Raw genomic sequence first — 14274 nt, 5'->3', positions numbered from 1 at the left:
GCTATTGAAAAAGTAAATAAAGGGTGACGGTATTCGTATTCAGTCTGTCAATACCAGCGCTGAATTCATTATTTTCTGAGCCTAAAATGTTGACAATCCCCTTGGAAAAACGTACTTCAGGGGAGAATTTGAATAGAGGATAATAGATGTCCAGGCCAAACCCAACATCTAAAGAAGTATTAAATTCTTTAACCACAAGATTATTATCTCCAATGGATTCCACATCATTTTTGCCAGAAGCTTCAAATCCTGGCTTTACACCACCTACAAAATACATTCTGGTGTTTCCCCTTCGCTCAGATTTAAATTTCAATAAAATGGGTAATTCTACAATGGTGGTCTCTACCAGCTCTTCGATAATCGGCTCATCAAGCCTTTGATACTCCAGAGCGTGTTCATAGAAAGCCACTTTAGGCGTAGCCCTTAGGTCAAGCAAGTCACTTACCCGCATATTCACAATAAATCCAAGAGAGAACCCCGCAGACCACTTAGGGGTGATGGAATAGACCGAGTCAAGCGATCTGTCTACAAATTGATCAGAATATTTTAGCTGAAAGGAGGAGGTATGTATCCCTATCAAAAAGCCATAGCTCAAAAAGCGATCATCATAGTTGGGATTATTCATGCCCACCTGACGCTGGGAAAATGCATCTGAAGAAAAGAAAAAGGCAATAGCAGCTACTAGTACTACTTTTCTCCTATATATATAGAGCTTATGCCAAATGTTAAAGGCTTGCATCGGGTATTTTTAAAACCTACTTTTTCTAATACTTTTAGAAAATTTTTTCCGTCAGGAAAAGCCTGTACAGATTCAGGTAAATATGTATAAGCGGCTTTATCCTTGGAAACCAATCTACCAATTTTAGGTAAAATAGCTTTAAAGTAAAAATTATAAATGTTCTTGAACGGGAATTTCGAGGGCTTCGAGAACTCCAATATTACTGTCTTCCCTCCGGGCTTCAATACCCGGTACATATCGGCAATTCCCCTTTCAAGGTTTTCAAAGTTTCTTACTCCAAAGGAAACGATCACTGCATCGAACTTATTGTCATCAAATAGCAGCTTCTCTGAATCTCCCATCCTAAGTTCGATCTTATCATCCAATCCCTTCCGCTTCAGCTTTTCTCTCCCCACCTCTAACATCCCTTCGGAAATGTCTACTCCTATCACCTGATCCGGGTTAAGTCTCAGTGATTCAATAGCAAAATCGCCCGTACCTGTGGCAATATCAAGTATTTCCTTTGGCTCATCTGACTTAAGAAGTCTAATGGCCTTTTTTCTCCACAAGATGTCTATGCCCAGGCTTAAAAAATGATTTAGGAAATCATATTTCCTGCTGATGCTGTTAAACATTTCAGCTACCTGCTCCTTCTTGCCGGATTGCTTTTCTTTATAAGGTACTACCGTCATTTATACTTACATTATTAACCCCCAACGAACCGAGGATGCTTAACCGGATGCAAATATCTTATTTCCCTGTAGTAATTCCTAATAGTTATACTGGTTACTTGGCTCTGGTTGGTTGCTGGCTATTCATGCCACCACTTGGCCATTGAGCAGATAGTGGTGGCATGAAACCTTACTGTGAACTAAGAACTGCGAACTCTGAACTGACAACTGTGAACGGAGAACAGTGAACTGCCTTATTTTCCCCCGATCACTTTGAACTCTACCCTTCTATTTAACTCACGTCCCTCTTTTTCGTCATCATTGCTGGCTAAAGGTCTTTCCTCTCCATAGCCCACTGCCTTGATCCTTCTGGAGTCGATGCCTTTTTGCACGAGGTAATCTTTCACGGCGTTAGCACGCCTTTGCGATAGTGTTTTATTATAGTACTTACCTCCAATATTGTCCGTATGACCGGAAATTTCTATTTCCATACCAGGGTTTTGGGCCATCATACTTTCCAGCTTGTTTAGCTCATTGTAGGATGCATCTTTGAAAGTAGCCTTGTCAAAGTTGAAGTAGATATTTCTAAGTACGGAACGTGTACCTATTCTTAATTTTTGCAGATTAACTGTTCTGGTCATCTCCTGGGGCTCACCGGTAGCAGCTTTTACTGTCACATCAAGGTTTTGGAATACATAACCATCTTTCTCCACAGACAATCTGTATGCTTTGCTTTCAGGAGAGGTAACCTTAAATTCATAAACACCTGTCCCTTTATTGGCTTTTCCTGCCACAAGATTATTTTCCCTACCCTTCATGCTTATTCTTGCATCAACAGGTTGTTTATTTTCATCCAGAACAGTCACTACAATGGTAACCGGTTGTAGTTCAACCTTCGTTTCCGGTATTTTTTCGGTTTGCTTTTCTGTTTCAACCTTCGATATCTTATCTTTCCCGTTATCATCGGGTTCTTTGGTTTCCTCTTTTTCTACTTTTTTCGAAGCCACAGTGTTTCCAAGCTCATCTTCCTGAAGTATAGTCACCATATATATGTCAGTATATCCAAAACCATCTTCCCGCACTGAAGCGTAGTAACCTCGCTTTCCATCTTTGGTACTTACAAAGTAAATATCATCATCAGGGGTGTTGATAGGAAAACCAAGGTTTTCGGGTTCGCTCCATTTGCCGGATGCGCTGTCATATTCTGACTTAAATATATCATGACCTCCCATTCCTTTTCGCCCCTGGCTACTGAAATAAAGCGTTTTGCCATCATAGTCAATAAATGGTCCATCGTCATCAAAAGGCGTATTAATGGCGGGACCCAGGTTTTTCGAGCGGGTCCACTCTCCTGCCTTATCTTTTATACTGTAATAGATATCAATACCGCCATATCCCCCCGGCCTGTCACTGGCAAAAAATAACACCTGCTGGTCAGGAGATATGGAAATAGAGCTTTCTTTGAATCCTGCAGAGTTAATATTTTCACTCATGGGGTGAGGGAAAGTCCAGGTACCATCACTCTTTCTCTCCGAAACATAGATATCTCCGTTATTATCATCTTTATACAAAAATAACAATGATCCATCCGCAGAAAGCGCAAGATTTGAATCGTGGAAAGGGGTGTTTACCACTTCACCGATGTTTTGGGCTGGCGACCATACTCCATTTTCCTTTTTTGAAATAAAAATATCTTCGTAAGGTTTATTATCCTTGAACACGTTTTGGTTAAGGTTACCCTCCCTACGCCTCGTAGTAAAAATCATAATTGTTTCATCTTCATTGAGTACAGGAGCATATTCTTCATATTCCGTATTAATAGCATTGCCTACATTAACAATTGAGTAGTGTGATGGATTAGCTACAAATTCCCGCGCATTTTCGCATTCGTATATCCTGCGCTCTACCTCTGAAAGATCTGTTCTGTCTCGCCCACGATAGCCCTCTCGCTCGATGAGTTTAGCTTTATACCGGTTATAATAACTAAGGGCTTTATCGAAATCCATTCCATATTGATAGCCACGACCAATCCAGTAAGTAATGTCAAATCTATATTCCGGATCTAATTCAAGCACTTTTAAAAAGTATTTTACAGCTCTGTCTTTCCCTATTGTTTTAAGATGAAAATCACCTGCCAAAAAGTTCGCTTTTATATTTGTAGGATCAGCTTCTGCCGCCAGCACATACAGATCTCTCACGTCAACCATAGGCTGGGCTGACTCCATCATTAGCTCAGCCAACTGTAGATACTCTACAGCCTGAGTCTTTCCATCTTCTTCAGTGCCCTCATCTTGAGAAAATCCATTGGTTACAATCCCCAGTACAAATGCAGAAAAAAATAAAAACCTAAGTCCTTTATACATTTTGTGATGATATTTGCTGCTCAATTTATTAAGATTTAAGTTAAAAAAATAGCACGTAGCATGAGCGTTTCAAAGTTATCCGTATATACTTAGCAATAATAATATTTAAAAACGAATTAAAGTATTACTTTAAGCTTAAAAAATAACAGACTAACTGTTTAGCTACTAAATATAGTCAAATGTTTCAATTTTTCGCAACCATAGCAGGAGATTAATGAGAATTACGCAAGCAAATTTCGTTACCAGCAGCAGCCATCACAACCAGTGTCCGGAAGATAAACGTCCCGAATTTGCCTTCATCGGTCGCTCCAATGTTGGTAAATCATCACTTATCAACATGCTCACTAATCACAAAAAGCTGGCCAAGGTATCCGGAAAGCCAGGCAAAACTCAACTTATCAACCATTTTCTGATCAATGACAACTGGTTTTTAGTAGACCTGCCTGGGTATGGCTGGGCAAAAGTAGCTAAAACTGAAAAAGAGAAATGGGGAACTATGATCCATGATTATCTGACTCTGAGGGAGAATTTATTATGTACGTTTATTCTAATAGATTCTCGTCTGGCTCCTCAGCCTATTGATGTAGAATTTATCAACTGGCTGGGTCAGCAGGCGCTTCCTTTTGCTCTTATCTTTACAAAAGTGGATAAACAATCAAAAAATAAGACCCAGTCTTCTATAGCCAAATACAAGAAACATTTGTTAAACTATTGGGCTGAGTTACCTCCGGTTTTAGTTACCTCTTCACAATCAGGAGAGGGGAAGGAAGATGTGCTGCACTTTATTGATGAAACAATAGCCCAGGCGGGAAAGGCAGGGAAATCAGGACTGCAACCATGAACGGCTTGCGAGAATATGACAAATAGTAAAATATTAACTAGCTTTGAAAATTGAAAATCATACAAAAATCTAAACAAGTATATGGACTACAGTGATATAGCATCCGTAGCAGGCAAAGGCGGCTTATTTAAAATTGTAAAGCCTACCAGAACAGGGGTGATCCTGGAATCACTAGATGACAAAAAACAAAAGCTGGTAGCCAGCGCTACGCAACGCATCTCCGTTCTTAGTGACATATCTATTTACACAACAAACCAGGAGGGCTCTACACCTCTGGAAGATGTATTTCGCAAGATAAATAAAGAATTTGATGACGATCTTGGCGTAACTGCTACTTCGGAGCCTGATGAACTGAAGGCTTTCTTAAAACACATACTTCCTGACTATGATGAGCAAAGAGTGTATGTCTCAGATATCAAAAAGGTAGTGAACTGGTATAATGCCCTGCGGGAAAATGCTCCTGAACTGCTAAAAGAGAAGAAGGAAGACAAGAAAAAGGAGAAAAAGGAACCTAAGGAGCAAAAAAGTAAGAAAACAGAAAAATCCGAATAATGTCTGCCAGCGATGTTAAGCAAGCTGTTCATTTAATTCAAAAAGATCTGTCACTCGATCACGAGTCTTTACCGGAATCAGTCGCTTCCACTGACGACCTGAAAAATGCGCTGGTTCCGGTGATCAACTACCTCCTTAATAAGGATCTTAACAGGCTGCTAAATGCTCTTTATCGAATCGATATTAGCGAAAAGAAGGTAAAGGAAGTACTAACCATAGCACATCCTGAAAATATGGCCCCTCAATTGGCCGAACTGATTGTGCAACGGGAAATGCAAAAGGTGATCACCAGAAATAAGTACAGGGGTCATTTTCTATAAAAAGCCTCTGCTTTCTCGACCATATTTTTAGACCCCACAAAGAAGGGCACACGTTGATGCAGCTCTGCAGGCTTCACTTCCAGTACCCTGCCATGCCCTGTAGATGCGCTTCCCCCTGCCTGCTCGATGATAAAAGCAAGTGCATTGCATTCGTAAAGCAATCGTAGCTTTCCATTGGGCGCACTGGCAGTAGGCGGGTAAATGTAAATGCCACCTTTCAACAGATTCCTATGAAAATCAGCCACCAAAGAACCTATGTATCGCCCGGAATATTGATTGTCTTTGCAATAATTAACGTACTTTTTTACCGGTTCTGGAAAACTGGCAAAAGATCCTTCATTTATAGAGTAGATCTTACCATCTTCCGGTATTTTCATATCGGGATGAGATAAAAAGTACTCACCCAAAGAAGGCTCATATGTAAAACCATTGACGCCATGCCCGGTAGTATACACCAGCATCGTTGATGATCCATACAAAAGATAACCGGCAGCCACCTGCTCCACTCCTTTTTGCAGCACATCCTCTTCGGTAATGGGGGTTCCGACCGCAGTCACTCGTCTGAAAACTGAAAAAATAGTTCCTATAGACACATTGACATCAATATTAGAAGAGCCATCCAATGGGTCAATGGCGATCACATACTTACCATCGTTGCACAGGTCGGTAATCTCCTCATCTTCCTCAGAAATGACAGCACAAGCCTCCCCTCCTTTGGTCAGCGCTCTGATAAACCTGATATTGGCCAATACATCAAGCTTCTGCTGATCTTCACCCTGTACGTTCTGATTCCCGATCGGCCCCATGATGTTGATCAAGCCGGCTTTGTTGATTTCACGGTTCACCACCTTTCCGGCAAGAGCTATATCTCTTAACAATTGAGAAAGCTCTCCTGTAGCATACTGAAATTCATCCTGCTTTTTTTTTATAAATCTATCTAGTGTGGTTCCAATGGGTAATGCAATCCGTGAATCCTCCATAAATCGAGTAAGGCTTTAGTTTGTCAAAATTTAACTGCTATTTTGCGGCAAATTTACTATTTAAATATTATCATTCAATCGTTTGCATAAGATGAAAGTATTCAAGTTTGGCGGAGCATCTATTAAAAGCGCTGCCGCCATCAAAAATATGTGTGAAATTATACGTTCACACGCTAACGAAAAACTTTTGGTGGTGGTATCAGCCATGGGCAAGACAACCAATGCTCTGGAAGCCATCTTAGCAGCAAAAAAAAATAAAGGTACCGCTGAAGAGGAAATTCAGAGTCTTCTTAAATACCACATCGCTATCTGCAACGAACTATTTGAAAGTGATCATATTATTTTTGCTATAGTAGATGCTATTTTCGATGAGTTAACAAATGAGCTTCATCAAAGTTATCACTACAGCCAGCTTTATGACCAGGTGGTGTCAAAGGGGGAGCTTTTATCTTCTAACATTATTGCCGCTTATTTAGAACAATGCACAACACCCACGCGCTGGATTGACGCTCGTGAGTATATCCGTACCGACAGCAACTATCGCGGCGGGCGAATTGACTGGCGATTAACAGAAGAGTTGATCCTCCATGACATAGCCAGAATGGCTGAAGGGTACGTACTCATTACCCAGGGTTTTATCGGAAAATCCGATACACATTTTACTACCACATTAGGAAGAGAAGGTTCTGATTTTTCTGCTGCTATCTTCGCCTATTGTTTAAACGCCACCTCGGTAACAGTCTGGAAAGACGTACCGGGAATACTAAATGCAGACCCCAAGCTTATCCCTGAAGCCATATTGTTTAATGAATTGCCCTACAAGGAAGCTGCAGAAATGACATACTATGGTGCAAGTGTGATCCACCCTAAAACTATCAAACCTCTGGCTAATAAAAGCATCCCGCTCTATGTCAAGAGCTTCGATCACCCGGATGAGCCAGGCACGATCATACACAACTGTGAACTGAAGGACTTACCTCCGACTATTATCATTAAGGATAACCAGTGTCTTGTATCTTTTAAGGTGATTGACTACACCTTCGTCAATGAAGATAACCTGAGCCTGATCTTCAAAAAGCTTTCTAAGGTAGATCTGAAGATCAATATCATGCAGAATTCGGCCATTTCGTTTTCCATCGTAGTGGATTATGAAGTTACAAAACTGGAAAGGCTGGTAGAAGCCTTACGTGATCATTTTGATATCAGGTATAATACCGGCCTGAAACTTATTACAGTTAAAAATTACGCTCAGACTATACTCGATAAATACCGAACGGATCAGAAAATACTGTTGGAACAGATTAGCCGGAATAATTATCGGGCGTTAGTAGCGCCTTAAGAAGCAGCCGGCCTCAAATTATGTGTGGCGATAATTTTCTGAATAAAATTATCTACTGATCGTTCAAGTATATTATACACATGCTGAAAGCCTTCTTCTCCTCCGAAATAAGGGTCAGGCACATCGGCACCAGGATCTATCGGGTCAAAATCTCTCATAAGCTGCAATTTGTCTGAAAACTCATGGGTCTGATCCAAACGTCTGGCGCAATCGAGATTAGCCTGATCCATTGTAAGAATGTAATCGAACTCTCTGAAATCCTTTCGGATGAACTGTCGTGCCTGATGATTCAATTTAAGTCCATTCTTCAGGGCATTTTTAAGTGTACGCTCATCGGGTTGTTGACCTATATGGTAGGAGCTGGTACCGCAAGAATCTACTTCTATTGAATTACGGAGACCTAATTCAGAAATTTTCTTCTCCATAAGCCCCTGGGCCAGGGGAGAACGGCAAATATTTCCGAGGCAAACAAAAAGCACTTTGACCATAGACTACACTATTTAAATTCTTTTAACAAAAGAATAAAAGAATGGTTACTTATGCTAATCTCAGGGTATAAAACAGTAACATAGCACTTTTACTCACCTGTTTAGTATGGTTAGTTGGAGCCGCCTTTTGAAAAAAGGCGGCTTTTCTTTTTATTGCGACCTCATAAAAAACCTTTCTAAACACCTATGGAATTTATAAAAGTTAATTACGAATATAAAAAGCATATCGCACTAATAGAATTGAACCGCCCTAAAGAGTTAAATGCATTAAACCTGCAACTCATGGGTGAACTGAGGGATGCGCTGAAAGATTTGGATAATAATGACGAAGTAAGGGTGATCATTATCACAGGAAATGAAAAAGCTTTTGCCGCTGGAGCAGATATCAAACAAATGTCAGATAAGTCTGCTGTAGACATGCTGAAGATCGATCAGTTCAGCACCTGGGATCAGATCCGTAAAACTAAAAAGCCATTGATAGCTGCTGTGTCTGGTTTTGCCCTTGGCGGTGGCTGCGAGTTGGCGATGACCTGCGATATGATCATAGCATCGGAAACAGCCAGGTTCGGACAACCGGAAATAAAAATTGGGGTAATGCCCGGAGCAGGTGGTACCCAGCGGCTGACGAAAGCAGTTGGTAAAGCCCGGGCAATGGAATTGGTGCTTACGGGGCGGTTCATATCGGGTGAAGAGGCAGTGCAATATGGACTGGCCAATAAAGTGGTGCCGGTAGAGATGTACCTCTATGAAGCCACCAAACTGGCAGAAGAAATTGCAGAAATGTCGCCTATTGCAGCTATGCTGGCCAAAGAATCAGTGAATCGCTCATTTGAAACGCACCTTGACGAAGGCCTTACCTTTGAAAGGAAGAATTTCTACCTCACTTTTGCTTCAGAAGATCAAAGCGAGGGAATGAATGCCTTTATTGAAAAACGCAGGCCGCAATACAAAGGACGGTAGCAGGGATGCTGGTGGGTTGAGTGTGTTTTCACTCCCTCTTAGTTGAAAGAGGCCGGCTCAAAAGTCTCCTTATGACGTCATCCTGAACTTGTTTCAGGATCCCCTTATTAGTTTCTACGTATTTTAGGGGGATTTCAAATCAAGTTTGAAATGACTGATTTTTGAGCCGGCCTCTTTTGATGAAAACTATCGTAGATAACTATCTAACACTAAAGCCCACTCCTACTGTTAATGTTTTGTATTGTTGCAGGGTATAATCAGCATGAAGCGTCAGGATAGCCAATTTTATACGCATTCCGGCTGTAAGTCTGGGGCCGCCTGACTTAAAAGACAGGTCCACCGGATTTTCAATGATTTCCGTTTCTGTACCAGAACCCACTTCGTACTCTCCAAGCATTTTCAACTCTGACCTTACTCTATTAAAGCCTAAGCCGCCATACAACGTGAGTACAGAAAATTTCTTAGATATAATGCCTTGAAATGTCCAGGTATTGATGTCAAACTCTCCTTTGTTATCAACTGTCGTGTCGTCATCAAGATCGACATCTGTGGTAATGTCGGTAAAGCCAATGAACGCGGAGAGGTCAAAAGGAAGATTTTTAATGCCTGGTATGTGCTGTTTTACATCATGCATCACACCAAATCCTATAACCTTTAGCGTACCATCGCCCATGTCAATCTTTGGCGTCCAGCGGATCTTCAGGTCAGTGTTTTTTACAATACCTATTCCCAACTGGATCATAGGAACAGGGACAGCATTAAATCCGATATCATCCTTTAGGTTGAGTCCCGGAGGCCCGGTAAAGGTATCCGTTATCGTTTCACCGGTATTACTGTCGGTATACGTGAATTGATAAGTAGGCTCCTCATCAGGCCCGAAAATGGTCGGAGCTTCGCTGGGCGATATTAATTGTGTGTTTTCCAGGCTACTGTTGATATTATAAAACATGTCCTTGTCGGGGACATAAGCCAGATTTACAGTAGCAGTAAGATCAAAGCCGGCAGTTTTATGTGCTTTGGCTGTGTTGTACCATCCACTGCCCAAGCCCGTACCAAATCCCTTCATAAACGGATCAATATAGCCTTCGATCAGCTTATTGGCATCGCTCAGGCTAGACTCAAGTAGCTGATCTATATCATCTTGCGCATAGATGGAGGTAAACTTAAAAAATGTAATGGCCACTATAGCCATCATTATTCTGGTAAAGTTTCTCATAATTAAATATGAATAGTTATGTTAATACTAATATAAAAAAAATGGGTGCATTATAAAGATCATTACTCCTCTTGATATTAAAAAATACATTAAGGTAACCTATAAAATTCATCCTTCAATACTTGCCATTCCATGAATTGTTATTTAGGTTTGCAGCAGTTATTCTTAAATGAGAATTATTATTATTTGATATTAGTTTTGAGCAACAACTATTCACATATCAAAGAAAAATTATCTGAAGCTGGCCTTAAAGTTACACACCAGAGGATTGTGATCATGGATTCGATACTGAGGCTGGATAATCATCCGACTGTAGAGCAGATCTTCGATCTTATTAGAGATGCTAACCCTAGTTTATCGTTGGGTACAGTGTATAAAACAGTAGAAACATTTGTGAATAATGGGTTGTTATCCAAAGTCTCTACAAATGAGGGACAGATGAGGTATGATCCTAAACTTCACAATCATGGTCATATATATTGCGGAAATACCAGTGAGATCATTGATTACTACGATGAAGAACTCAATGATATGATCCTGAACTTCTTTAAAAAGAAAAAGGTGAACAACCTGAAGATCAAAAATATCACGCTTCAGATCAATGGTGATAAAATTGATCCAGAAAAGGATATACTAATTAAATAAATGTTAAATAAATAAAAACTGATTGAAAAATTATGTCATTAGTAGGAAAAAAAGCACCTTTATTCAAAGCGCCTGCCGTACTTAACGGTGAAGAGATTGTAGAATCGTTTACTTTGGCTGATTATATAGGAAATAAAGAAGTGATGTTCTTCTTCTATCCAAAGGACTTCACATTTGTATGCCCCACCGAGATACACGCTTTCCAGGAAAAACTCCAGGAATTTGAGAAACGTGGTGTACAGGTAGTCGGATGCTCTTGTGATACTGAGGAGACTCACCTGGCCTGGTTGATGACTGCCAAAGACAATGGTGGTATCGAAGGGGTAACTTATCCATTGGTAGCCGACAGCTCTAAAACCGTAGCCAGCAACTATGGTGTACTGGCCGGAGACTGGAACTACTCTGAAGAAGGAGAACTGATTTTTGAAGGCGCCCCGGTGGCCTATAGGGGGACTTTCTTCATCGACAAAGAAGGTGTAGTAAGACACGAAACTATCAACGATCTGCCTTTGGGCCGAAATATTGATGAAATGCTAAGAATTGTAGACGCATGGCATCATGTAGAAAAGCACGGTGAGGTATGCCCTGCTAACTGGGAGGAAGGTAAAGAAGCCATGTCAGCTACAAGAGATGGTGTAGCGGATTACCTGTCGAAGCACTAATGATTTGACATAAAATAAACAGAAAAAAACCCTCTGTATTCCAGAGGGTTTTTATTTTTGTACCTCTATGGGTAAATTCTTTTACAATTGTTCTGTCTTCTTTTATAAAATAGCTATTCAACTTGCTTCCATTTTTAATAAAAAGGCTAAGCTATTTATACAAGGGCGCAAACACCTGCTTCAAAAAATAAAAAAGGATCTTCAACAGTCGCACAGCCCGGTAGCATGGTTTCATTGTGCATCTTTAGGTGAGTTTGAACAGGGACGCCCCCTGATGGAAGCCTTTAAAAAAGAATACTCTCACTATAAGATTGTGCTTACGTTTTTCTCTCCCTCAGGATATGAAGTGCGGAAAAATTATAAGGGCGCTGATCACATCTACTATCTGCCGTTCGACTCGAAAAAGAATGCCAGATTATTTTTAAAATACGTCAATCCCAAAATAGCATTCTTTATTAAATACGAATTCTGGTATTATTATTCCAAAGGTTTGAGATCCGGAAACATACCGGTATTGTCAACCTCGTCCATTTTCAGGGAAAATCAGCTTTTCTTTAAGTCATATGCCCGGTTTTACCGAAAGATCTTAAATAATTTTACCTACTTTTTTGTTCAGGATAGGAAATCGCGGGACTTGCTTAAAAGCATTGGGATCACAAATGCCACTGTTGCCGGTGACACCAGGTTCGATAGGGTAATGAATATCAGCGAAAAAAGGGTGAGCCTACCTGAAGTGGCTACATTTAAGGACAATAAGAAGCTGATGGTCATTGGCAGTTGCTGGCCTGAAGATTTTGATGTACTCAACTCATTTATCAATGATACGGATATTAAATTTATCATTGCCCCGCATGAGATCGAGGAAAGGTTCATGGAAAGGATTGAAAATGACCTGCTAAAAAAATGCATCAGATATTCTGAGATCAAGGATCAGCATCTCGCGAAATATGATGTGATGATCATTGATAACATTGGTATGCTATCAAGCCTGTATGCTTATGGTGATTATGCCTTTGTAGGTGGCGCTTATGGCCAGGGCCTGCACAATATCCTTGAGCCGGCTACATTTGGACTGCCCATTTTCTTTGGCAATAAAAATTATAACAAATTCCGGGAGGCCCGAGACCTCATCAACCTGGGTGGGGCGGTAGCGGTGGCTGGTTATGACGAACTAAGAAGCCAGTTTCGCGCGTTTTGCGATGAAACAACCTATAATATTGCGAGTGGCATCAACAGGGACTATGTAAAAGACAGTACAGGTGCCACGGAAAAGATCATCAGCTACTGTAAAAATCTGATAGAATGAAGGGGTTAGTACTGAAATCGACAGGTTCATGGTATGAAGTACTCGGTGATAATGACAGAAGTTATACCTGCCGTACCCGTGGCAAACTCAGGCTTAAAGGGTTCAAAACGACCAATCCTATTGCGGTGGGCGATTATGTTGTTTTTTCTTTGGATGAAGAGGTAGAAGGCCAGGGGGTTATTGACGAAATTCTGCCGAGGGAAAACTATATTATCAGAAAATCGGTAAAGCTGAAAAGCCAGGGACACATCATTGCCTCCAATATTGACCAGGCCATACTCATCGTTACGCTGGCCTATCCGCGAACTTCCCTGGGCTTCATCGACCGCTTCCTGGTCACCGCTGAGTCGTTCAGGATACCACAAGTACTGATTTTCAATAAAATCGACCTGCTGGACGGAGATGCCAGGCACTACCTCGCTGAAATTAGAAGCCTTTATGAAAATATTGGCATCCAATGCCTCGAAGTGTCAGCACTGACAGAAACGGGTATTGAAGATGTAAAAGATCTTCTAAAAGGTAAAAAAAGCCTCATTTCAGGACATTCGGGGGTAGGCAAATCCACTCTGATCAACAAAATAGCCCCGGAGATCAATCAAAAGACCGGAGAGGTGTCAGACTATGCCGAAAAGGGCATCCACACCACCACCTTTGCGGAAATGTTCAGGATCGGCCAAGACACCTTCATTATAGATACTCCGGGGATCAAGGAATTGGGTATCATCGACATCGATAAAGAGGAGCTTTCCGATTATTTTCCTGAAATGCGTGCGCTACAACCTGAATGTAAATTTCACAACTGTACACACACTCATGAACCCAAATGTGCCGTAAAAGATGCCGTAGATGAAGGCGAGATTGCGGAAAGCAGGTACATGAGCTACCTGAGTATCTTAGAAGGTGACGACAACAGGAGGTGAGCGGAGGGCGGAGAGCGGAGGGCTGAGCGCTGAGGGCGGGGCGCTAAGCGACATTGCGCAGGAGCAGTAAGCAAGTGACTTATGAGGATGCGCTATTTTATCTGTCGCGCACTCGTTTCACACTGTCCTCCGCTGGCGGAGGTGTCCGAAGGACGGAGGTGGTTAAAGCTGAGGGGACTGACGGAGAGCGGAGAGCGGAGCGCTGAGGGCTAAGCGCTAAGCGACATTGCGCAGGAGCAGTAAACAAGTGACTTATGAGGATGAAGCGCTATTTTATCTGTCATGCACTCGTT

15 protein-coding genes are annotated in these 14274 nt (G+C 41.3%); 9 read left to right on the top strand and 6 right to left on the bottom strand.

All coding sequences use genetic code 11. From position 1 onward, the window contains the following. Position 1: 1 nt before the first annotated feature. From porT to C900_RS16210, 3 genes are all read right to left on the bottom strand, one after another. The gene (gene porT, locus C900_RS16220) at positions 2–739 is read right to left on the bottom strand and encodes a type IX secretion/gliding motility protein PorT/SprT (RefSeq protein WP_040496941.1); all 738 of its coding nucleotides are present in this window, start codon (positions 737–739) and stop codon (positions 2–4) included. Beyond that, positions 688–1410, bottom strand: a complete 723-nt coding sequence (gene ubiE, locus C900_RS16215) for a bifunctional demethylmenaquinone methyltransferase/2-methoxy-6-polyprenyl-1,4-benzoquinol methylase UbiE (RefSeq protein WP_009581146.1) — start codon at positions 1408–1410, stop codon at positions 688–690. The genes porT and ubiE overlap by 52 nt, the downstream gene beginning before the upstream one ends. Positions 1411–1643: 233 nt before the next feature. Continuing rightward, the gene (locus C900_RS16210; protein ID WP_009581145.1) at positions 1644–3752 is read right to left on the bottom strand and encodes an OmpA family protein; all 2109 of its coding nucleotides are present in this window, start codon (positions 3750–3752) and stop codon (positions 1644–1646) included. Positions 3753–3966: 214 nt separating this feature from the next. On the opposite strand from C900_RS16210, the gene yihA reads away from it, so the two are divergent. The 3 genes from yihA (at position 3967) to C900_RS16195 (ending at position 5465) form a co-directional block, all read left to right on the top strand. Continuing rightward, complete coding sequence (gene yihA / locus C900_RS16205; protein WP_009581144.1) at positions 3967–4593, top strand: ribosome biogenesis GTP-binding protein YihA/YsxC; 627 nt, start codon at positions 3967–3969, stop codon at positions 4591–4593. A gap of 81 nt (positions 4594–4674) precedes the next feature. Next, a complete protein-coding gene (locus C900_RS16200) occupies positions 4675–5145 on the top strand; it encodes a DUF5606 family protein (protein ID WP_009581142.1) in 471 nt (156 codons plus the stop codon). Beyond that, positions 5145–5465: a hypothetical protein gene (locus C900_RS16195; RefSeq protein WP_009581140.1), complete on the top strand. Its 321-nt coding sequence runs from the start codon at positions 5145–5147 to the stop codon at positions 5463–5465. The genes C900_RS16200 and C900_RS16195 overlap by 1 nt, the downstream gene beginning before the upstream one ends. On the opposite strand, the gene fbp is transcribed toward C900_RS16195, so the two are convergent. Continuing rightward, positions 5453–6445, bottom strand: a complete 993-nt coding sequence (gene fbp / locus C900_RS16190; protein ID WP_009581139.1) for a class 1 fructose-bisphosphatase — start codon at positions 6443–6445, stop codon at positions 5453–5455. The genes C900_RS16195 and fbp overlap by 13 nt on opposite strands. Positions 6446–6536: 91 nt before the next feature. On the opposite strand from fbp, the gene C900_RS16185 reads away from it, so the two are divergent. Further along, the gene (locus C900_RS16185; protein WP_009581138.1) at positions 6537–7784 is read left to right on the top strand and encodes an aspartate kinase; all 1248 of its coding nucleotides are present in this window, start codon (positions 6537–6539) and stop codon (positions 7782–7784) included. Here C900_RS16185 and C900_RS16180 read toward each other — a convergent pair. Further along, positions 7781–8272, bottom strand: a complete 492-nt coding sequence (locus tag C900_RS16180; RefSeq protein WP_009581137.1) for a low molecular weight protein-tyrosine-phosphatase — start codon at positions 8270–8272, stop codon at positions 7781–7783. The genes C900_RS16185 and C900_RS16180 overlap by 4 nt on opposite strands. A 186-nt stretch (positions 8273–8458) precedes the next feature. On the opposite strand from C900_RS16180, the gene C900_RS16175 reads away from it, so the two are divergent. After that, positions 8459–9232 (top strand): enoyl-CoA hydratase-related protein, encoded by a 774-nt coding sequence (locus C900_RS16175; protein ID WP_009581135.1) that lies wholly within the window; start codon positions 8459–8461, stop codon positions 9230–9232. 199 nt (positions 9233–9431) lie between these two features. Here the strand turns inward: C900_RS16175 and C900_RS16170 are convergent, their stop codons facing one another. After that, positions 9432–10448, bottom strand: a complete 1017-nt coding sequence (locus C900_RS16170; RefSeq protein ID WP_040496940.1) for a DUF6588 family protein — start codon at positions 10446–10448, stop codon at positions 9432–9434. Between the two features lie 132 nt (positions 10449–10580). Between C900_RS16170 and C900_RS16165 the strand changes: the two genes are divergently transcribed. The 4 genes from C900_RS16165 (at position 10581) to rsgA (ending at position 13981) form a co-directional block, all read left to right on the top strand. Continuing rightward, positions 10581–11093 carry a Fur family transcriptional regulator gene (locus C900_RS16165; protein ID WP_157494057.1) on the top strand — a complete coding sequence of 171 codons (513 nt, stop codon included), beginning with the start codon at positions 10581–10583 and terminating at the stop codon, positions 11091–11093. 32 nt (positions 11094–11125) lie between these two features. Beyond that, positions 11126–11755, top strand: a complete 630-nt coding sequence (locus tag C900_RS16160) for a peroxiredoxin (protein ID WP_009581132.1) — start codon at positions 11126–11128, stop codon at positions 11753–11755. A gap of 67 nt (positions 11756–11822) precedes the next feature. Next, positions 11823–13061 (top strand): 3-deoxy-D-manno-octulosonic acid transferase, encoded by a 1239-nt coding sequence (locus C900_RS16155; protein ID WP_009581131.1) that lies wholly within the window; start codon positions 11823–11825, stop codon positions 13059–13061. Continuing rightward, positions 13058–13981: a ribosome small subunit-dependent GTPase A gene (gene rsgA / locus C900_RS16150; protein ID WP_009581130.1), complete on the top strand. Its 924-nt coding sequence runs from the start codon at positions 13058–13060 to the stop codon at positions 13979–13981. The genes C900_RS16155 and rsgA overlap by 4 nt, the downstream gene beginning before the upstream one ends. Positions 13982–14274: the final 293 nt, after the last annotated feature.

It is taken from the genome of Fulvivirga imtechensis AK7, assembly GCF_000331535.1.
In the GTDB taxonomy this organism is placed as follows: Bacteria; Bacteroidota; Bacteroidia; order Cytophagales; family Cyclobacteriaceae; genus Fulvivirga; species Fulvivirga imtechensis.
The sequence above is the reverse complement of the archived record's forward strand: the minus strand, read 5'-3'. Positions and strand labels throughout refer to the sequence as shown.

Coding starts and splice junctions, on each gene's coding strand:
- yihA (WP_009581144.1), top strand. CDS start 3,967: ATGAGAATTACGCAAGCAAATTTCGTTACCAGCAGCAGCCATCACAAC.
- C900_RS16165 (WP_157494057.1), top strand. CDS start 10,581: ATGAATTGTTATTTAGGTTTGCAGCAGTTATTCTTAAATGAGAATTAT.
- fbp (WP_009581139.1), bottom strand. CDS start 6,445: ATGGAGGATTCACGGATTGCATTACCCATTGGAACCACACTAGATAGA.
- C900_RS16155 (WP_009581131.1), top strand. CDS start 11,823: ATGGGTAAATTCTTTTACAATTGTTCTGTCTTCTTTTATAAAATAGCT.
- porT (WP_040496941.1), bottom strand. CDS start 739: ATGCAAGCCTTTAACATTTGGCATAAGCTCTATATATATAGGAGAAAA.
- C900_RS16210 (WP_009581145.1), bottom strand. CDS start 3,752: ATGTATAAAGGACTTAGGTTTTTATTTTTTTCTGCATTTGTACTGGGG.
- C900_RS16160 (WP_009581132.1), top strand. CDS start 11,126: ATGTCATTAGTAGGAAAAAAAGCACCTTTATTCAAAGCGCCTGCCGTA.
- C900_RS16200 (WP_009581142.1), top strand. CDS start 4,675: ATGGACTACAGTGATATAGCATCCGTAGCAGGCAAAGGCGGCTTATTT.
- rsgA (WP_009581130.1), top strand. CDS start 13,058: ATGAAGGGGTTAGTACTGAAATCGACAGGTTCATGGTATGAAGTACTC.
- C900_RS16185 (WP_009581138.1), top strand. CDS start 6,537: ATGAAAGTATTCAAGTTTGGCGGAGCATCTATTAAAAGCGCTGCCGCC.
- C900_RS16195 (WP_009581140.1), top strand. CDS start 5,145: ATGTCTGCCAGCGATGTTAAGCAAGCTGTTCATTTAATTCAAAAAGAT.
- C900_RS16170 (WP_040496940.1), bottom strand. CDS start 10,448: ATGAGAAACTTTACCAGAATAATGATGGCTATAGTGGCCATTACATTT.
- C900_RS16180 (WP_009581137.1), bottom strand. CDS start 8,272: ATGGTCAAAGTGCTTTTTGTTTGCCTCGGAAATATTTGCCGTTCTCCC.
- C900_RS16175 (WP_009581135.1), top strand. CDS start 8,459: ATGGAATTTATAAAAGTTAATTACGAATATAAAAAGCATATCGCACTA.
- ubiE (WP_009581146.1), bottom strand. CDS start 1,410: ATGACGGTAGTACCTTATAAAGAAAAGCAATCCGGCAAGAAGGAGCAG.